The sequence below is a fragment of the Aliidiomarina taiwanensis genome, from assembly GCF_003987015.1.
Classification (GTDB): domain Bacteria; phylum Pseudomonadota; class Gammaproteobacteria; order Enterobacterales; family Alteromonadaceae; genus Aliidiomarina; species Aliidiomarina taiwanensis.
In genome coordinates this window covers 43,492-63,482 of the sequence record NZ_PIPQ01000008.1, presented here as the reverse complement: position 1 = coordinate 63,482, position 19,991 = coordinate 43,492, and the positions used below count along the sequence as shown (strand labels likewise).

General features: G+C 48.4%; 15 protein-coding genes. 12 read left to right on the top strand and 3 right to left on the bottom strand.

The window, feature by feature from the left end:
* Positions 1-3 precede the first annotated feature (3 nt).
* The 4 genes from CWE15_RS10470 (at position 4) to CWE15_RS10455 (ending at position 4,878) form a co-directional block, all read left to right on the top strand.
* Positions 4-1,671 (top strand): sensor domain-containing diguanylate cyclase, encoded by a 1,668-nt coding sequence (locus tag CWE15_RS10470; RefSeq protein WP_126758038.1) that lies wholly within the window; start codon positions 4-6, stop codon positions 1,669-1,671.
* A 16-nt stretch (positions 1,672-1,687) separates the two neighbouring features.
* Entirely contained in the window at positions 1,688-2,140 is a 453-nt protein-coding gene (locus CWE15_RS10465) for a diguanylate cyclase domain-containing protein (RefSeq protein WP_126758037.1), read from the top strand.
* Positions 2,141-2,375: 235 nt separating this feature from the next.
* Positions 2,376-3,191 carry an aspartyl/asparaginyl beta-hydroxylase domain-containing protein gene (locus tag CWE15_RS10460; protein ID WP_198675018.1) on the top strand — a complete coding sequence of 272 codons (816 nt, stop codon included), beginning with the start codon at positions 2,376-2,378 and terminating at the stop codon, positions 3,189-3,191.
* A gap of 64 nt (positions 3,192-3,255) precedes the next feature.
* Positions 3,256-4,878 (top strand): methyl-accepting chemotaxis protein, encoded by a 1,623-nt coding sequence (locus CWE15_RS10455; RefSeq protein WP_126758035.1) that lies wholly within the window; start codon positions 3,256-3,258, stop codon positions 4,876-4,878.
* Here CWE15_RS10455 and CWE15_RS10450 read toward each other — a convergent pair.
* Positions 4,868-5,320: a YaiI/YqxD family protein gene (locus CWE15_RS10450; protein ID WP_126758034.1), complete on the bottom strand. Its 453-nt coding sequence runs from the start codon at positions 5,318-5,320 to the stop codon at positions 4,868-4,870. The genes CWE15_RS10455 and CWE15_RS10450 overlap by 11 nt on opposite strands.
* Positions 5,321-5,389: 69 nt before the next feature.
* Positions 5,390-5,884 carry a porin family protein gene (locus tag CWE15_RS10445; protein ID WP_126758033.1) on the bottom strand — a complete coding sequence of 165 codons (495 nt, stop codon included), beginning with the start codon at positions 5,882-5,884 and terminating at the stop codon, positions 5,390-5,392.
* Between the two features lie 126 nt (positions 5,885-6,010).
* Between CWE15_RS10445 and CWE15_RS10440 the strand changes: the two genes are divergently transcribed.
* Positions 6,011-8,074 carry a tetratricopeptide repeat-containing diguanylate cyclase gene (locus CWE15_RS10440; protein ID WP_126758032.1) on the top strand — a complete coding sequence of 688 codons (2,064 nt, stop codon included), beginning with the start codon at positions 6,011-6,013 and terminating at the stop codon, positions 8,072-8,074.
* Positions 8,075-8,087: 13 nt separating this feature from the next.
* On the opposite strand, the gene CWE15_RS10435 is transcribed toward CWE15_RS10440, so the two are convergent.
* A complete protein-coding gene (locus CWE15_RS10435; RefSeq protein ID WP_126758031.1) occupies positions 8,088-10,376 on the bottom strand; it encodes a S9 family peptidase in 2,289 nt (762 codons plus the stop codon).
* A gap of 140 nt (positions 10,377-10,516) precedes the next feature.
* On the opposite strand from CWE15_RS10435, the gene prlC reads away from it, so the two are divergent.
* From prlC to astD, 7 genes are all read left to right on the top strand, one after another.
* A complete protein-coding gene (gene prlC, locus CWE15_RS10430; RefSeq protein WP_126758030.1) occupies positions 10,517-12,562 on the top strand; it encodes an oligopeptidase A in 2,046 nt (681 codons plus the stop codon).
* 494 nt (positions 12,563-13,056) lie between these two features.
* Positions 13,057-13,731 carry a ribulose-phosphate 3-epimerase gene (gene rpe, locus CWE15_RS10420; RefSeq protein ID WP_126758028.1) on the top strand — a complete coding sequence of 225 codons (675 nt, stop codon included), beginning with the start codon at positions 13,057-13,059 and terminating at the stop codon, positions 13,729-13,731.
* Positions 13,732-13,773: 42 nt separating this feature from the next.
* A complete protein-coding gene (trpS, locus tag CWE15_RS10415; RefSeq protein WP_126758027.1) occupies positions 13,774-14,784 on the top strand; it encodes a tryptophan--tRNA ligase in 1,011 nt (336 codons plus the stop codon).
* Between the two features lie 103 nt (positions 14,785-14,887).
* Positions 14,888-16,066: an HDOD domain-containing protein gene (locus CWE15_RS10410; RefSeq protein ID WP_126758026.1), complete on the top strand. Its 1,179-nt coding sequence runs from the start codon at positions 14,888-14,890 to the stop codon at positions 16,064-16,066.
* Between the two features lie 191 nt (positions 16,067-16,257).
* A complete protein-coding gene (locus tag CWE15_RS10405) occupies positions 16,258-17,475 on the top strand; it encodes an aspartate aminotransferase family protein (RefSeq protein ID WP_126758050.1) in 1,218 nt (405 codons plus the stop codon).
* Positions 17,475-18,488 carry an arginine N-succinyltransferase gene (astA, locus tag CWE15_RS10400; protein ID WP_126758025.1) on the top strand — a complete coding sequence of 338 codons (1,014 nt, stop codon included), beginning with the start codon at positions 17,475-17,477 and terminating at the stop codon, positions 18,486-18,488. The genes CWE15_RS10405 and astA overlap by 1 nt, the downstream gene beginning before the upstream one ends.
* A gap of 10 nt (positions 18,489-18,498) precedes the next feature.
* Positions 18,499-19,971: a succinylglutamate-semialdehyde dehydrogenase gene (gene astD, locus CWE15_RS10395; RefSeq protein ID WP_126758024.1), complete on the top strand. Its 1,473-nt coding sequence runs from the start codon at positions 18,499-18,501 to the stop codon at positions 19,969-19,971.
* The last annotated feature ends 20 nt before the right edge of the window (positions 19,972-19,991 follow it).

The window sequence follows — 19,991 nt, the reverse complement described above, 5'->3', positions numbered from 1 at the left end:
TAAGTGTCTGAGAGTACAAAAAAAGATCAACTATTTTGGTTAGAGGCCATTATTGAGGGTGCGCAAGTAGGCACCTGGCTGTGGAACCATGAAACAGGAGAAGCCCGCTACAACGAACGCTGGGCAGAGATTCTTGGTTACTCACTGTCAGAGCTTGAGCCCTTGTCTGCGGACACTTGGAAGTTGCGGACACACCCAGACGATCTGCCACGCGTCGAAACAACACTGACTCGTTACTTAGCTGGTGAAATAGACAGTTATAGCTTTGACACCCGTATGCAGCATAAAAATGGGCATTGGGTATGGGTGCGCGACAGAGGAAAAATAGTCACTCGCACAGAGGACGGAAAGCCAGAGTGGCTGGCTGGCGCTCATGTGGATATTACCGACGAAAAGACAAATAACGAGCGACTGGATCGATTGTTTAAGATCAGTGAAAACATCCCGGGCACTGTGTATGAGTTTAAGTTGATGCCAGATGGCACCAGAACCTTCCCCTATGCAAGTCCCGGCATAAAAAAGTTATTTGGCGTAACTCTGGAGGAAGCTAAGCGTGATGCCGATACGGTTTTTTCCCGTATTCACCCGGATGACCTCCAGGAAGTGAATAGCTCGATACAGGACTCAGCGGAAACCTTGGACATATGGTTTACTGAGTTTCGCGTGGTTTTATCTACCGGCGAAAAGTGGTTAACAGGGCATGCAACCCCTGAGCGACATAGCGACGGCAGCATTTCTTGGTATGGCCAGGTGGTCGACTCCACGTTTGAAAAACAAATGCGCTTAGAAGTTGAGCAGCAACGGAAAGAGCTCACTCAGGCACAGCGGATTGGTCTGCTAGGCTATTGGCGTGCCAATATGGACACAGGTGAACTGTATTGGTCTGACATGATCTTCGAAATATTCGGCCTCGATACAGAAACCTTTAAACCTTCGATTGATGGCTTTACTGAGAGGGTTCACCCAGAGGACTTAAACCTAGTGCGTGCAAGCGAAGAGCGAGCACAGAAGAGCGGGGTACACGACGTTGTTCATCGTATTATCCGACCAAATGGTGAAGTGCGTTGGGTGCATGAGCTGGCAGACTTTAAAGGCGGCGAAAAAGACAGAATCTTGGTTGGTACGGTGCGCGATATCACCCTACAAAAACAATACGAAAAAGAGTTAGAGCGCTTAAGCCTGACAGATGAATTGACTGGCGCATACAACAGGCGCTTTAGCCAGAACCGACTGACTGTGCTTTTTGAGAAGGTGAAAAAACGTGATGCGAAAAGCTGCATAGCGCTCCTTGATGTAGACCACTTTAAGCATGTGAATGACGAGTATGGGCATGATGTAGGCGACCAGGTGCTACAACAACTGGTGAAGTTCTTACAAAGCAAAATACGAAGTACTGACACCATGGCGCGCTTTGGTGGAGAAGAGTTTATTTTGATTATGGAAGATGCCGAGCCTGAAGGGGCATATCAACGGGTACGCATCATTTGCGCTGATCTTGAACAAACGCCCATTGTAACCGAGAAGGGTGAATTGAAGGTGACAATTACCGCGGGAGTGACGCAGATATCAGAGCACGACGAGGATGTTAATGCGGCATTGAAGCGCGCAGATAATGCTTTGTACCAAGGAAAAAAGGCAGGCAGAAACAGAGTCGTGATGGGCACGCGCTAATACAAGGACGCCAAGTATGGAAAAGCTACGCCACCTGAATGATGTACAGAAACAAAACCATGTGCTGATAACAGCCATACTGCAAGTTATTCTCGGCATTTCATTACTTTCAGGGGTGACAAACTTTCTATTCTTTGAGTCGAGCCGACTTGGCTATTTAAATTCAGGTGCAGCCGTTCTGTGTGGTTTGCTGTATTACTACTACCACAAGAGTGGCGATATACAGCGTACAGCATGGGTGCTGTGCATTTGCTTTTCAGGCACTATGAGGAGTCCCGCGCGAATGCCTACAGAACGTATTCGCCGCGCAATTAAAAATTACTGCTTCGAACATAATAAGCCGGTAACAGCCACCTTTGGTATAACGCAATACCAGCAAGGGGACACACTCGAGTGTTTAATGAAGCGTGCAGATCATGCCTTATATGAGGGGGAAAAAAGCGGACGAGATTGCATTCGAACCAGCTAAACACTTGCTTTAAATGCAAACAGCTATTAATGTAAAAAAATCGTTAATATAACTACGGTTTACTTTCATGCCAGAGCTTAACCTCCCAACAATAATAATAAGTCTTATTGTGCTTTACTCCTTGGCCTCTATTTCGTATGTATTCGCATTTCGGGGTCAGTACCGGCACCCGAATTTCAAACACTACATGCGAAAGTGCTGGCCCATATTTGCCCCTTTGAATTGCATTCTTTATATGTCCACAAAGAAGAGGGCACGCAAAGCCATACTTGATTTAGAAGACTTTCCTGAGCTGCAAGTGGTGCAGCAAAACTGGGAAACAATTCGTGACGAAGCGTTAGCCTTGAAAAGTGAACAAGCATTTGAAAGCACAAAAGAAAAAGGCTCCTTAGGGTATTACGATGTAGGCTTTCGTACGTTCTTTAAGTATGGATGGAGCAAGTTTTATTTGAAGTGGTATGGTTATACGCATCATTCAGCTCGCCGCCACTGCCCTAAAACGGTTGCGCTTATTAGCCAGATACCCCAAGTAAAAGGGGCTATGTTCACTTTGTTACCACCGGGGTCGAAGCTGACGCCACATTCCGACCCATTTGCTTGTTCTTTTCGATACCACCTTGGTTTAGAAACGCCTAACGACGACAATTGCTGGATAAACGTAGATGAGCAGACCTATGCATGGCGTGATGGTGAAGCATTATTATTTGACGAAACCTATGTACATCATGTGGCCAACAACACAGACAAGCACCGCTTAATTTTAATGTTAGACGTAGCTCGGCCTATGGGGCCATTGGGCCGTATGTTTAACTTTGTATATTGCCAGTTAATGCGGTTTACCCTCGTGCCCAACGACAGCACAGATAAGCGCGGAATGGCGAACGCAGTATTTGCAAAAGTGACTCCTTTTTTGAACCGCTCAAAACAATTGAAGCAAACCAATATACGCCTGTATAAAGTGCTTAAGCTTATTTTTAATAGCTTGCTGATAGCTATACTATTGGCTGTCATTGCTCTGATAATATTCATTCCCTATCGGCTTCTTTTCTAGTATAACAGGGCGAATTATTAAGCAGGTTTGCTAGTCGGCTGTAACAATTTGAATAGGTGTCAGTGTGGTTGTATCGCGATATAAAAGCTTAACCATAAGCGCAAAGCTTATGTTGTCGTTTGGTGCTCTTATTTTTCTTATGTTTGTAGTGGGCACGCTAGTGCAAAGCAGCATTAACTACATGAATACTACAGCAACAAGCACGCAAACAAAGTTAATGTCGGCTGTTGAACAGGTGGAGCGTGAAGTAGAGCATGTTGTATGGGCTAACAAGCTAGCCAACAGTTTACTTGTTGAACGCCCCTTTGCAGGCCAACTTAACCCACGGCAGTGCGCGTTTGGCCGATGGTACCAAAGCGTTAAGAGCACCCCACTGTATAAAGACAGCTCAGCGCAGGTACAAACTGCTATTGACGCCTTGGACCAACCGCACAGGTTGTTGCATGAGTCAGCCAGCAGGTTAACCCAAGCGCAAAGCAAATCCGAAGCAGCACGTATCTATGAAGAACAGACTCTGAGGCACCTGCAAACGATGCGTGATGGAACCCAACGTTTGCGCCAGGCCATGCTTGAAGAGAGCCAGCTACTTATGATTCAAGCAGAAGCAAGCGTGAAGCGAGCTGTGAAGATTGTTTGGGGCTCTATGCTAGTCGCAGTTGGTTTGGCTATTTGGATGTTGGTTGTGTTGCGAGCGCATATAGCAACACCCATGCGTCGCCTGCAAGAGCGTGCGGAAGACATAGCTCAAGGTAACTTGCAAAGTGCCCCTTTGCCGGTGGAGCATGGCGATGAAATTGGTATGGCAACCACGGCGTTTAATAGCATGCAGCAAGGTTTGCACCAATTAGTGACAGAGCTTAGGAGGAATGCCCAGGAGCTTGCCGAGCAGGCTGCCTATTCGTCTGAAGTGGCTGGACGCGCTGACTCGGCCTTAAATGTGCAGGCCAGTGAAATAGAACAATTGGCAACAGCAATGAACGAAATGTCTGCCACAATTTCAGAAGTTGCACAGCATGCTCAAATGACATCAGAGGCGTCGGAAGACTCGCGTAAAAATACCGATCGTGGGCAAGCGGTTGTGCAAGAAGTAATTACGGCAATAAACGCACTGGCGAAAGAAGTGAGTTTTGCCAGTGAACAGATTACCAAGTTAAAAGAAGAGAGTGTCAGCATTGGGGGCATTCTGGACACCATTGAAAGTATTGCAGAACAAACGAACTTGCTGGCCTTAAACGCTGCGATTGAAGCGGCCCGAGCGGGTGAGCAGGGACGTGGCTTTGCTGTGGTCGCCGATGAAGTTCGTACGCTTGCGGCGAGAACGGCTACGGCCACGACAGAAATACAGAGCATGATACAAGGCCTGCAAAACACAGCGGAAGAGTCTGTGCAAACAATGAACGCAGGGGTGTCGCTAGCCCATGACGGTGTAGAGAAAGCGGACGCGGCAGAGCAGGCGCTGCAAGAAATACGTCAGTCGGTTACCTCAATTACTGATATGACGCACCAAATTGCTAGCGCAACCGAGGAGCAGGCGGCAGTTGTGCAAGAAATGGACAGAAACCTGATTAAGGTAAATGAACTTACGGAAGACACACGTAAAGGTTCGCGAGAGGCCGACGAAGTGTCGGCTGCGGTAGACGCACAGGGCAAAGCGCTCCTAAAACTTGCGGGGCAATTTAAAGTTTAATGCGTTTGGCTAGAATGCGGTCGAGGTTGTCGGCAAAGTCTTTTCGCTCTTTTTGACCAAGGGGTGGAGGACCGCCGTGTTGTATTCCAGAGCTACGCAAGGTGTCCATAAAGTCACGCATATTAAGCCGTTGACGAATGTTTTCAGGAGTGAAGAGTTCACCACGAGGGCTTAATACAAGAGCACCCTTGTCGATGGCCTCAGCAGCCAAGGGAATGTCGGCCGAGATAATTAAGTCACCGGGTTGGCATAAGCGAACTATTTCATTGTCGGCCTCGTCAAAACCGTCAACGACCCGAATGCTTTGAATAAAAGCCGAAGGAGGCAATTGCAGAAGCCGGTTTGCAACAAAGCAAACCATAAGTTGCTGGCGCTTCGCAACACGGCAAAGAATATCTCGAATAACACCTGGGCAAGCGTCTGCATCTACATATATTTTCATGTGGTGTCCAGTCAATAAAAAAGCCACCGAAGTTCGGTGGCTTCATTATAACAGCACGAGGGTGCTGACTTAAAAAGAGATACGAATACCGAGACCGAACTCGTTATCAATATCGTTCGAGTTTATGCGGTAGCCCGCTTGAATAGCAAGTTTGTTATTCACTTGATATTGAGCTGTGGCGGCAACCGAAAAGAAACCGTCGAGTGCTGTGTCATAGTTTGCAGTGATATTGACAGGGAAGCGGTCGAGCTGGGTACGGTAACCAGCGCCTAGAACAGCTCCCGACTTATTGTCAAAGGCGCCATTGTAACGGCTGACACCGCCGAGTGCATAAAAACCGTCTTCAAGCCGGTATTCAGCGGTGGCGCGTAAGACAAAGTCGAGACCGTCGATATATTGGCCATGAACGGACACGCGGTCGTTTAAGCTAGTACCAGCCGACAAGGATATGTCGCTGTTGTAAAAATCATACAGGCCAACACCGGCATAGGAGCCAGCAGCCTGAGTGGGAGCAGCAAAAGCCAAAGCTAATGTAATGGCCACAGGAAGAATAAGGGACTTCATGGTTTTTCTCCTTATAAAGTACAGAATTAAATGCATAGCACTGATTGTTATCGAACTGTATCATGAATCAAGGTCGTGCCGCTGAATTTACATGATGTTTAACCAATTGAACGGAACTTAAGTGGAATGGGTAATGACATGCAATACTCTTTGATCACACTTGCAAGGCTGCTTACTTATTTTCTCTGGGTGAGTACAGCAAGCCTTTTTCTGCATGCTGGAGTTGTTGCCCAAGAAACGACAAACCTAGAAACTCAACTTGACCAGTACTTACTTGGTTACTCACAAGGCACAGCTACCCTTGCTGACTTAGACGCCATTTACCGGCAGATGAACTCGAATACCCCTATTCAGACACGTACACGTGCATTTGGTTATCGCGTAATGGCGATGTCTCCTACTGAAATAGACGAGCAAACGTTGAATGCAGCAATAGCGCTAGCGGAAGAGGCAAATAAATCGGGTGTAACAGCTGCCATTACTGAAATGAAGGCCTTATTGGTTAATCTTTATTTTAACCAAGGAGACACCCGAGCCGCTTTAGTTGAGCTGGAACTGTTGGGGCGCCTGTTGCCTGATGTCAGTTCACCCCGTGTTCGATTTTTATCTCACCAGGCTGCAGGTCAGTTGCTGGGATCAGTGGGCGATTATGAGCAAGCTTTGTCTCACTACTTACAAGCTGCAGAAGCTGTGAATGAAACCGACAATATGCTGACGTTGCGCCGACGCATGCTGGTGACAGAAGGCATTGCACGAGTTCATACGGGAATGCGGCAATACGAGCGAAGCTTAGAGTCCACCATCAACCTCATTGAAATTGCCGAAGCGGCAGGTTTAGAAAAAGAGTACGCCCGCCTTTATTTATTTAAAGGGTACTTGCAAAGCATCCTCTTACAGTTAGAAGCGGCTATCGCAAGCTTTGAGACCTCCATAGAATGGGCGAAACAGTTTGACGATCAAGAAACCATTCTACTCAATATGAACAATATTGGCTCGACCCTGATGGAGCTCGAGCGTTATGAAGAAGCACGTGACATACTTTCGGCCGCCTTATCAGAAGCAGAGCGTGTTAATGACACTCTTACTTCGCGCTTATTGCATTTCAACCTTTTATATATAGACGTAATGCAAGGAACATTGGAAAGTGTACCGGCTCTAGAACAAGCTGCGGAACAAGTGCGTCATGTGATTAGTGAGTCGGAATACATTGACTTACTGCAGTATATGGCCAAGGCCTATGAGCATGCTGGGTTATACGAAAAAACAATTGATGTGCTAAAAACACAGCGCGAACTGCAGCAGGAGTTTAGCCGCAAAGAAAGAAACAAAGCCATTCAAGAATTGCAACTTCGTGCACAAGCCAATGAGCAAGCCATTGAAATAGAGCTGCTTGAACAACGCAATCTGGCGCAACAAAGCAAGTTGCGCAATGCAGACTTACAGAAAAAAGTATTTTACTTGTTGAGCTTGGTCATTGTGCTTGCGTCACTGCTATTACTGCTGGCTTGGCGTGCAGCGCGACGTGCTAATATCCGCTTGCAGTCACTCAACCAGGAGCTGGAGTACCAGTCAAGTCACGACCCGCTGACAGGCTTGTTGAATCGCCGTTCCTTTCAGGCGGCCATGACCAATAAACAGCGCCTCTCAGATAGCTCAAATAAAGACAAACATCCTGACGCATTGATTTTACTCGATGTGGATTACTTTAAAAAAGTAAATGATCGCAAAGGCCATGCAGCAGGCGACAAAGTGTTGGTTGAGTTAGCCCAGCGGTTACGGAGCTTGTCGCGTAACACCGATATGGTGGTACGTTGGGGGGGTGAAGAGTTTTTGATTTACCTAAAAGAGATGGATCCGAGCTTTTTGCCTACGTATGTGGAAAAACTGCTGAAAACAATTGGTGAAACACCGGTAGAGGCTGCAGGTAAAACTATTTCAGTAACAGCAACTGCGGGCTTCATTTCATTTCCTTTTGAGTCTGGTGTCGAGACGATTCATGACTGGGAACGCTGCCTACAAATTGCCGATATGGCACTTTACCTAGGAAAGGTACAAGGTAGGAACCAAGCGCTTGGGGTGATGGAGCTTCTAGAAGAGAACAAAGCAGGACTTGAAGCGTTAGAGCATAACTTAAGCGGAGCGATTGAAAAAGGCTGGGTCCGTACCACACATGTGCCCGGACCCGCATGATTAAGCTCGCTTTTTAGGGCGAGAGCTTTTCTAGAAAGAACTCTGCCATGAGGGTACGGAAGTGCAGCGAAGTGCCTTCACCCTCGGTGATGGAGTGGCTGCGATTTGGATAAGCCATAAAGCGGAACTGCTTTTGGTGGCGAATTAACTCATCTTGGAGTCGCTCTGACCCTTGGTAGTGCACGTTGTCGTCGCCCGTACCGTGAATTAATAGCAGCTCGCCTTGCAGGTTCTTGGCGTGCGTTATGGCTGAAGTGGCTTCATAACTTGCCGCGTCAGCAGGCAATAACCCAGAATAACGCTCTTGATAAATAGTGTCGTACAAGCGCAAGTCTGGAACAGGCGCAGAGGCGATACCCACATGGAAAAGTTGCGGGTAACGGAACAGAGCGTTGAGTGTTTGCGAGCCGCCACCACTATGCCCCCAAATTCCTACTCGGTCGCCGTCGAGCCAAGACCAGCGTGACAGCATACCCTTCAGCGCATCGGCTTGGTCGCGAACAGTGACAATGCCAAGTTGTTTGTAAATGGAATGTCGCCATGCTTGCCCCCTCGGAGAGCGAGTGCCGCGGTTATCTACAGACGCCACCACAAAGCCAAGCTGTGTCATGTACTCGTGCCATAGCCATAAATGGCCTAACCAACGGTCTGCAACGGTTTGTCCCCAAGGCTCGCCGTAAACAAACATGATGAGAGGGTACTTTTTGCTTGCATCAAAGTTTTTCGGCTTCATAACATAGCCGTCTAACACTAGGCCGTCTTGAGCCTCGACTTGGAAGAACTCAGTGGTGTTGGTGACTCGCTGGGCGAGACGCTCTTGGAGTTCGCCATTCAACTCTATAGACTGCAAAACCTGATGATTTGGCAGACTGACCATGCGAGTTTGCGGTGGTACTCCCATGCGGGAATAAGTATGTATGGCGTAACGGCCGTCTTTGGCGATTTGGTAGCCATTGGTACCTTCCCACGAGGCGGGAGTGAGCCGCTCTGGGGCACTGTTGCCGCTTAAGTGAACACGAAATAAGTATCGTTGTAATGGCGACTCGGGGGACGCAATGTAGTAGGCATAACCGTTTCCAGCGTCGTCGGCAACAATTTCAAGCAGTTGCACCACGTCGTGATTGCCTTGGGTTAATGCAGTTAATTTATTGCCTGAGGCGTCTGCGTCGTAACGATACAGATGGCGGTACCCACTTCGCTCGCTCTGCCATGTAAAGCTTTGGCCGTTACGGAAAAAACGCACGTCGTCTACTTGCTCTACCCAAGCATTGCTCTTTTCTTGGATAAGGCGCTCGGTAGTACCAGAAGCTCGGTCTGCTAAAAATACATTTAAGGTATTTTGCGCACGGTTCATGTGCTGGATCAGTAGCGAGTCGCTATTGCCTGCCCAATCCATACGGACAATATAGTGTTGGCGCGGGTCTCCAGGTAGCTGTACCCAGGTAGTGTCGCCGCCACTGGCGGGTAATACCCCTACACGTAACGCCGAGTTGGTTTCTCCTACTTTTGGATAAGGGAACTGGGTTAGGGTTGGGTATAGTTCTGAGACGTTATCGATCATGGTGAACAAGGGGACGTCTGTTGTGTCGACTTGCCAGTAGGCTATATGCTGCCCGTCAGGCGACCAGCGAAAGCCATCGCGTAGGCCAAACTCTTCTTCGTTCACCCAGTCAAAGGTGCCATTAATGGTATGTGGGCCACCGTCGAAAGTTAGCTGTGATATTTGCTTCGAATGGAGAGACTGCACATACATGTTGTTTTGTTGCACATAGGCAACGCGTTCGCCTTGAGGGTCAAATTTTGCAAATTGCAGGCTTGAAGCAGGGGCATTTCCGCCCAGTTTAAATAGTTCATTGCTGGCTCGGTCAAGCACCCAATAGTCTCCGAGGGTGTGGGTACGCCAAGAACGCTTGGTATTTGTGAAAATGAGCAGCTTCGAAGCGTCACTGGACCATTGGTAGTCCGCAATTGTTAATGCTTCTGTTTGACTCCTCGGGGTTAGCTGTTGCGCGGATACCAGTACGGTACGCTGTCCTGTTTCTGGGTGGTAACGGACAATGCTTTTTCCCTGCCCTCGCTTACTTTGCTCGAGGGTAGTGTACCCAGAGCCGTCTTCCAACCAGCGTGTAGCCGGGACAGAAGCTGTGTTGAAATAGCCATCTTGATAAAGGTCAGCTAAAGAAAAGCTCGTCTCTCCGTGAGTTTGATTAGCTGCGGATGTTGTTGTGTGATTGGTTGCTTGACAGCCTAGTACAAGGAGCGAAGCCGCCAAGGTTAGCGTAGCAATTCGTTTCAATGCCATAGTGTTATATCCCAAAGTGTTGTATGCCAATATAGTAACAGGCATTTCAGATACCTAACATACCCAAGGCTGCTACTTGAAATACATAGCATTTACCCTCACGTATACAGTAATACATTATTTAAAACGATAGGCAGGATATGAACCTTGAACTAAACCCCTTGTTAGCCGACACGGCCCACCCTCCATTTTCCGACATAGCGCCGGAGCATATACGCCCTGCGATTGAACATTTAGTGCAGCAGTGCCGAGAGGTGGTGGATGCGACAGCCAAGGTTGAACAGCATACTTGGGCTACCTTGGTTACGCCTTTAGAAGAGGCAGACGATAAGTTAAATAAAGCGTGGGCCCCCGTTTCCCATATGAACGCTGTAGTGAATTCCGATGCCCTGCGAGAAACCCATGACAGCTGCCTGCCGCTACTGTCAGACTACGGTACCTATGTCGGCCAACATGAAGGTTTGTATCAAGCGTATAAAGCGTATGCAGAAAGTGCTGAGTTCAAACAACTGAGTGCGGCACAGCAACGTGTTATTACCGAAACGTTGAAAGACTTTCGCTTGTCGGGTGTTGCCCTGCCAGCCGAGAAGAAAAAGCGTTATGGTGAAATTCAGTCACGCCTGTCAGATCTCAGCTCCTTGTTTAGTAATCAATTACTCGATGCAACCCATGCGTGGCATTGCCACATCACCGACGAGCAACGCTTGTCCGGTTTGCCGGAGAGTGCCCGCATTGCTGCAGCCAATGCTGCTAAAGAACGAGGGGTAGAAGGGTGGGTATTCACCTTGGATATACCCAGCTATTTACCGGTCATGATGTATGCAGATGACAGTGCCCTGCGTGAGGAAATGTACCGGGCCTTTGTTACCCGAGCTTCCGAGCTGGGGCCAAATGCGGGTGAATTTGATAACACGAAAATAATTGAAGAAACCCTAGCACTGCGCCAGGAGTTGGCGGAACTGCTGGAATTCGAGAACTATGCTGAACTGTCATTGGCTAACAAAATGGCGGAATCACCTGCGCAGGTCATGTCGTTCCTGAATGACTTGGCTGAACGCTCGGTTCCCCAAGCGCAGCGCGAACGAGCGGAACTAGAAGCCTTTGCTCAGTCTTTAGGGCACAAGGAACTTGCAGCGTGGGATATTGCTTACTTCTCAGAAAAGTTAAAGCAAGAGGCCTACGAAGTGTCCGACGAAATGCTCCGCCCGTACTTCCCTGAACACAGCGTTATTGAAGGGCTGTTCACAGTGACAGAAAAGCTGTTCGGTGTGAGCTTCACGGAACGAGACGACGTGGATGTCTGGCATAAAGATGCCCGTTACTTCGATGTGCTGGACGAAAACAAACAGGTCATAGCCGGCTTTTATTTAGATTTGTATGCCCGAGGGAAAAAGCGGGGCGGAGCTTGGATGGCTGACCATGCGGTGCGTCGTCGTACGCAACAAGGCATACAAAAGCCCATCGCGTACTTAACCTGCAACTTTAATAGCCCACAAGGAGACCAGCCAGCGCTGTTCACTCACGACGAAGTAGTGACCTTGTTCCACGAGTTTGGCCATGGTTTACACCATATGCTGACTCAAATGGACATTGCGTCTATTTCAGGTATTAACGGTGTGCCTTGGGACGCAGTGGAGCTGCCTAGTCAGTTTTTAGAAAACTGGTGCTGGGAGGAAGAAGCCTTGGCTTTCATTTCGAAGCATCATGAAAGCGGTGAAGCCTTACCCGAGGCGTTGCTGGAAAAAATGCTGGCAGCACGCAACTTCCAGTCGGCCATGCAAATGGTGCGTCAGTTAGAGTTTTCGCTATTCGATATGGCAATACACATGGATAAAGCAGCGAGGGCGCCTGGCCAGGTACAAGCCATTTTGAATAAAGTGCGCGAAAAAGTTGCCGTGGTGATTCCGCCTGAGTTTAACCGTTTCCAACATAGCTTTGGGCATATTTTTGCTGGCGGGTATGCCGCGGGCTATTACAGTTACAAATGGGCTGAAGTGTTGTCAGCCGACGCATTTAGCCGCTTTGAAGAAGAGGGGATTTTCAACCAAGAAACGGGGCGTGCTTTTTTAGACGCTATTTTGTCGGCGGGTGGTAGCCAAGACATTGTAGAGCTATTTAGAAAGTTTAGAGGCCGTGACCCAGAAATCGGCGCGTTACTGAGACACTCAGGAATACAAACCGCTTAGGATAGTTGCACAGCCAGCCGTACCAAGGGGGTGCGGTTGGTGATTTAAAAAAAGCGGCTTTTGTTTTCTTGCGACGTTTGCTTCTGTGTGGTCTCTGAGACATGAGGACTAAACATCAGTTCTACCAAATCAAGGAAATGAAATTGCACAGAGCTGCTTTGCCCTTTTACCCAAGCATGCCAAGTAATAGACTGCTTTGTTGTGCTTGCGGTGCACGTGGTTTTTTGCACACCATTAAATACATCAAGGCATTGTTGCGGGGCCGGCATAGTCAAGGACACTGCCGAAAAAACAGCGAATAGACTGGCTCCACCAACAAGTATACGTTTACGCATCATGCCCCCGAAGTGTGATGTTGAATATGAAGTTGCTGCAAAAACATACCATTAAGTGAATAAGTTTACCAGTTTTAGGTAAATCAATAGGTGAACCCATGCGGTGAGGTTGCTAAACTAGCTGCGGATTATCGTGCTATTTTTTTACAGGGGCTGTTCATGTCTGACTTCTTAATTGCGCCATCTATCTTGTCTGCCGATTTTGCTCGGCTTGGGGAAGACGTAGAGGCTGTTTTATCGGCGGGTGCTGATGTGGTTCACTTTGATGTAATGGACAACCACTTTGTACCAAACTTGACCTTTGGCCCTATGATGTGCCAAGCATTACGAGATTATGGTATAACTGCTCCTATCGACGTGCATCTGATGGTGTCGCCTGTCGACTCCCTCATTCCTGCGTTTGCAGAGGCAGGGGCGTCTATTATCACCTTTCACCCGGAAGCGTCAGTACATATTGATCGGACAATTCAACTGATTAAAGACGCAGGTTGCCAAGCGGGTTTGGTGTTAAATCCGGCCACGCCGCTGCATTACCTTGACTATGTCATGGATAAGCTAGATGTTATTTTGTTAATGTCGGTGAACCCTGGCTTTGGTGGACAGTCTTTTATTCCTTCCACATTGGAAAAACTACGTGCTGTGCGCAAACGTATTACAGAAAGTGGTCGCGCTATCCGCTTAGAGGTAGACGGTGGTGTTAAAGTGGACAACATTGGCGAAATTGCTGCAGCTGGCGCTGATATGTTTGTTGCAGGCAGTGCTATTTTTAATGCGCCAGATTATGCCGAAGTGATAGACCAAATGCGTGCTGAAATTGATAAAGCTGTACGCTAGTTATTTTATACATAAACGATTAAATGAAAAAGTGAGTAAAGCATGAGTAAACCTGTCGTACTAAGTGGCTGTCAGCCGTCGGGTCAATTAACTATAGGGAACTATATGGGCGCGCTGAGACAGTGGATTGGCATGCAAGACAGCCACGACTGCCACTTTATGGTGGTGGACTTGCATGCAATTACCGTACGCCAAGACCCTCAAGCACTCCGTGAAGCAACCTTAGACGGCATTGCGCTTTACATTGCTTGTGGTTTGGACCCCAACAAAAGTAAGTTGTTTTTACAGTCCCATGTACCGGCGCACGCACAACTTGCTTGGGTATTAAACTGCTTTACGCAAATGGGTGAGCTCAACCGCATGACCCAATTTAAAGACAAATCGCAGCGAAATGAGTCGAACGTGAATGTGGGGCTGTTTACCTACCCGGTGCTCATGGCTGCTGATATTTTGGCGTATGGTGCCAACCAGGTGCCTGTTGGCGACGACCAAAAACAACACTTAGAACTAAGCCGAGATATTGCTACTCGCTTTAATAACATTTATGGCGACACCTTGGTGGTGCCAGAGCCATTTATCCCACCTCATGGTGCACGCATTATGAGCTTGCAAGATCCGACGAAGAAAATGTCGAAGTCGGATGATAACCCAGGCAGCTATATTGGCTTGCTTGAGGAGCCGAAAAAAATTGTGAAGAAAATTAAGCGGGCGGTTACGGACTCCGACGAACAGGCGCGCATTTACTTTGATCCACAAGAGAAAGCAGGGGTTTCAAACCTACTGACCTTACTTTCCGGTGCCACAGGTCGTTCCATTGAGGAGCTAGTGCCTGAGTATGAAGGCAAAATGTATGGCCATTTGAAGGGCGATGTTGCCGATGCAGTGGTTGCCTTTTTAGAGCCTATGCAAACCCGTTACCAGGCTTTGCGTAGCGACCGTGCAGCTTTAGATGAAATACTTCAGTCAGGCGCGGCGCAAGCAAAAGAGCGGGCAGAAGCCACCTTAAAGCAAGTGTATGACGCCGTTGGCTTTATACCGCCGCTAGGGCAATAAACAGTACGGTTGTAGAATAAAAGGGCTCACACACAATGAGCCCTTTTTTCTATAAGTGTTATAGTGGTATATTAATAATCACGGCAGCCGACGGGGCAAAAGATTGGACTATCAACAATTTAAAGCGCTATGCGAAAGCCCAGATAGCAGCGAGTTAGCAAGGCTAGATAAGCTATTCAATAGCCTATTGATTAGCTTCAGCTTCGCCCGACGAGAGGAGCGGGGTGAAGTGCCAGAAGAAGAGTCTGCAGTGCTCAGCCGTGAGTTGCTTGATATTGAGCAGCGCAGACAAGACGAGCGAGACCGTCGCCGTGCTTCGCAAACGTATTTGCGGGAAGCCATGTCCGATGAACTGCATGAGCGTATTTATACTGCATTAATAGACTTACTAAATGAGCCAGAACGCATTCATACCCGCGCGCTCAACCTCTCGCCTGAGTCCATCGAGCTACTCGACGTTTTATTTGCCCGTGCAAGCTCAATGAAAACCATCGAAGAAACCATTAAAAGTTTGCCCTGGCTCTGTGAAGACCTGATTAAGATGGTGAATGGCCCTGCCTTTGTAAATGCCAGTGACCAACGCCGAGTAAAGGTGGCGACCATTACCAATGCACTCCGCTTTATTGGGATGGACGACTTGCGGTTGCTGGTGCCCGTGTTTTGCCTGCGACGTTGGATTCCCCAGTCCATGGAGCCCTTTAACTTATGCCGAGGCAAAATACGAAAAAGCGCCTTAAGTACAGGGGTTGCAGCTCAGGTGATTGCTGAAGAAAGTGGTGTAGTTGAGCCTAGCAAGGCGTTTGTTGTGGGGTTAATGCATGACTTAGGAAAAGCGTCTCTGGTGCGTTTGTACTCCCTGCTGTTTGAAGACATACAGCACGCGTTTCTCACCGAGTTACGTTACGGCAATAACTCCAAGCGTTATAATGCTTTACTAGAGCTAAGGCCTTCAGCGCACTTTTTAAGAGACTTGAACTTGCACTTGTCAGGGCGCTTTGCCAGCGCACTCTTTAGTGAGTTTGAGTTGAAATACATTCCTTTCCACGCTGTCTATACGGAATTAAATAAAGCCAAGAGCCTGCAAGACTTTACCGGGATGGGGCTGACCCTATATCAAGCCCAGCGCTATTCCCTGTTCCGAACCCTCTACAGTGAAAAGCTAGCGAGCTCACAAGACGGCAAACGACTCTGTGCAGAAGCAGAGCTGTCTCAAAGGACACTTGAAGCATTGCGCAGCGTTAATTTAAAGCGGCTAAAGCTAAGCCGTGGTGCTGTACGCTAGCTGGCACGTGGAAGCGCATAATTATGCGGTCCATGTGCAAATCTAATAATTTGCAAATCCCTTATTAATCAAGTGTTTACGTAGCAGACATTTGTGTGTCTTCGTGCGATAATAGCGGCCTTAATACAGACCGCCCTCATGTTAAGCGGCGCTTACTCAATACAGTGGAGAAAGAAAACATGTCAGATGCAATGCCGGTAACTCGTGCCTTATTCAATGAAGTGATGGTACCAAACTATAACCCTGCAGCCATTATTCCCGTTCGTGGCGAAGGTTCGCGGGTGTGGGACCAAGAAGGGCAAGAGTTTGTAGATTTTGCAGGTGGTATCGCTGTGAGCTGCCTAGGGCACTGTCACCCAGCCATGGTGAATGCACTTACTGAACAAGCAAACAAACTGTGGCATTTAAGTAACGTCATGACCAACGAACCTGCCTTACGTCTAGCGAAAAAGCTAACCGATGCAACCTTTGCTGAGCGAGTGTATTTTGCCAACTCTGGCGCGGAAGCCAACGAAGCGGCTTTGAAGTTAGCGCGCCGCTGGGCACTGGACAACTTTGGCGAGCAAAAAAACCAAATTATAGCCTTTAACAAAGGCTTCCATGGCCGCACCTTCTTTACGGTCACTGTGGGTGGTCAGGAAGCCTATTCAGACGGTTTTGGCCCTAAGCCAGGTGCTATTGAGCATGTGGACTACAACGACCTAGCTTCACTTGAAGCCGTTATGTCAGACCAGACCTGTGCTGTTATGATAGAGCCATTACAAGGTGAAGGTGGCGTAGTGCCAGCAGATCAGGCCTTCTTAGAAGGCGTGCGGGCCCTATGTGACAAGCACAATGCATTGCTTATTTTTGACGAAGTGCAAACAGGGTTTGGCCGGACGGGAAGCTTGTACGCCTATGAGCAAACAGGTGTCACGCCAGACATTTTAGCCACAGCTAAAGCACTTGGTGGTGGTTTCCCAATTGGTGCTATGTTAACGACGGCCGAGATTGCAGAGCACTTAAAAGTAGGTACCCATGGTAGTACATACGGTGGTAACCCACTTGCCTGCGCTGTGTCAGAAGCGGTGATGGATGTGGTCAACACGCCAGAGGTGCTTGAAGGCGTGAAAGCAAAAGAGCAACTGTTTAGAAATGCGCTGAACGCTATTAATGAAAAGCACAATGTATTTACCGAAGTTCGTGGCCAAGGCTTATTGCTAGGTGCAGCGCTGAACGAAAACTTCAAAGGCAAGGCGCGTGACTTCTTGGTTGCGTCTGCTGAAGAAGGTTTGATGGTGCTTGTTGCTGGCACAGATGTTGTTCGCTTCACGCCGTCGCTTATTATTTCCGAAGACGATATTACCGAAGGCATGGCGCGCTTTGAAAAGGCCGTGGCCAAGGTGGTTGCAGCACAGCAGGCCTCGTAATGATTGTTATTCGGCCTATTCAGTCAAGCGACTATGAAGCCCTTTATCAATGCGCAGTGGAGTCGGGTTTCGGCTTCACTTCGCTACCGATCGATGAAGAGCTACTGCAACGCCGCATAGAAAAAGCAGAACGTTCATTTGCTAAGCAGCATATAACGTCGCCAGGCGATGAAGGTTACCTGTTTGTGATGGAAAACCTGAGCACACAGGAAATTCTAGGGGTGAGTGCTATTGAAGCCAGTGTTGGCTTGAGCGAAGCGTTTTGGCATTACCGTTTGGGCAAAGAAGCCCATTACTCAGAAAAGCACAATGTTCGTCGGTTGCTCGACACTTTAACCTTGTGTAACGACTATACGGGGTGCAGCGAGTTGTGCACTCTGTTTTTACGTGAGCCTTTTCGCGAAAATCGAAATGGCCGCACTCTCTCTAAATTCCGCATGCTGTTCTTAGCGCAGTTCCGTGAGCGTTTTTCCAAGAAAATCATTGCTGAAATGCGTGGTGTTTCAGACGCAGAAGGTAATTCGCCTTTTTGGGGCTGGCTGCAAAAGAACTTCTTCAATATGGAATTCAGCCAGGTTGACTACCTGACCGGTATTGGTGACAAAACCTTTATTGCCGAGCTTATGCCGCGTCACCCTATCTACGTTAATTTACTGAACAAAGAAGCCCAAGAAGTGGTAGGTCAAGTGCACAAAAACACCGTGCCTGCCTTGAATTTGTTGAAGTCAGAAGGCTTTAGCTTCCGTGGTTACGTGGATATTTTCGACGCAGGACCGACGGTGGAAGGACGGGTTAAGTACTTGAGAACCGTGCAGGCAAGTGAGCTTCGTACAGTGCGTGTTGGGCCTGTTAGCTCGTCTGACACTGTGCTGGCCTGTAACCAAGAGCTGCAAAATTTCAGAGCGTTGCAAGCCGAAGTAGATATGAACGACGAAGAAGTTATGATTACACAAGAAGTTGCAGACGCGTTATTAGTCGCGGATGGCGACACCATTCGTGTAGCACCATTTTAAGGAGTAACACATGTCCGTAGAGCAAACACATTATATAAACGGCACTTGGGTCGCCGGCTTAGGTGACGAGTTTTCTTCCATTGACCCGGCGCGCAATGAAGTGATTTGGACTGGCAAGGCGGCCACCGCTGAGCAGGTCGACACAGCCATGAAAGCGGCTCGAAAAGCGTTTGCTGAGTGGTCATTACGGAGCGTTGAAGACCGGTTGGTCATTATTCGTAAATTTGCAGAACTATTAGGTGAGCGCAAGCAGCACTTAGCTGAACTCATTGCCAAAGAAACCGGCAAGCCTATGTGGGAAACCCTTGGCGAAGTGGGTGCTATGGTTGGTAAGGTTGAAATATCGGTGCGAGCCTATGCAGAGCGTACTGGTTTAGTAGAAAACGAAATGCCGGGCGCACAAGCCTTTATTCGCCATAAGCCCCATGGTGTGGTGGCTGTTTTTGGACCCTATAACTTCCCAGGCCACTTACCTAATGGGCACATAGTGCCGGCATTGCTAGCGGGTAACACCGTGGTGTTTAAGCCAAGTGAGCTAACCCCTATGGTTGCGCAAGAAACCCTAAAGGTATGGCACGACGCAGGTTTGCCTGCAGGTGTGATCAATCTAGTCCAGGGCTTGGTTGATACCGGAAAAGCAATGACAGCTCACCCGGAAATGGATGGCCTTTTCTTCACTGGCTCGTCAACGACGGGTAAATTGCTTCATGGCCAGTTCGGTGGACGCCCAGACAAAATACTTGCGCTTGAAATGGGCGGGAATAATGCCCTTATCGTGCGTGACGTGGAAAATGTTGATGGGGCGGTGCATAACATAGTGCAGTCGGCCTTTGTGACCAGTGGCCAACGCTGCACTTGTTCACGCCGTTTATTTGTGCCGCAAGGTGACGCGGGCGACGCCCTTATGGCGCGCTTAGTGGAAGTGACGAAGAAAATTGAAGTTGGTGACTATGCAGCAGACCCACAGCCGTTTATGGGAGCCATGATTTCAGCGAAAGCAGCAGCGGGTATGCTAGAAGCAGAAGCAATGCTGCTAGAGCGTGGTGCTAAGTCGCTGGTTAAAATGGAACAGTTAGACAGCAACAAGGGCTTTGTCACTCCAGGCATTTTAGATGTAACAGATGTGGCGGAGCTACCAGATGAAGAGCACTTTGGGCCTCTTCTTAAGGTCATTCGCTACAGCGACTTTGATGCAGCTATTGCCGAAGCGAACAATACTCGCTTTGGTTTGTCGGCGGGGCTCTTGTCTGATAGTCGTGCTGACTGGGACCATTTCTTTGTGCATATCCGTGCCGGCATTGTGAACTGGAACAAGCCCATTACAGGCGCAAGCAGTGCTGCACCTTTTGGGGGCGTGGGTGACAGTGGTAACCACCGTCCGAGTGCATACTATGCGGCGGACTATTGTGCTTATCCTGTTGCTTCTGTTGAAGCGGAGCGTAATGAGCTACCAAGTCAATTAAACGCTGGTCTGCACTTCTAATGGAAGTGCAGCCTGGCTGG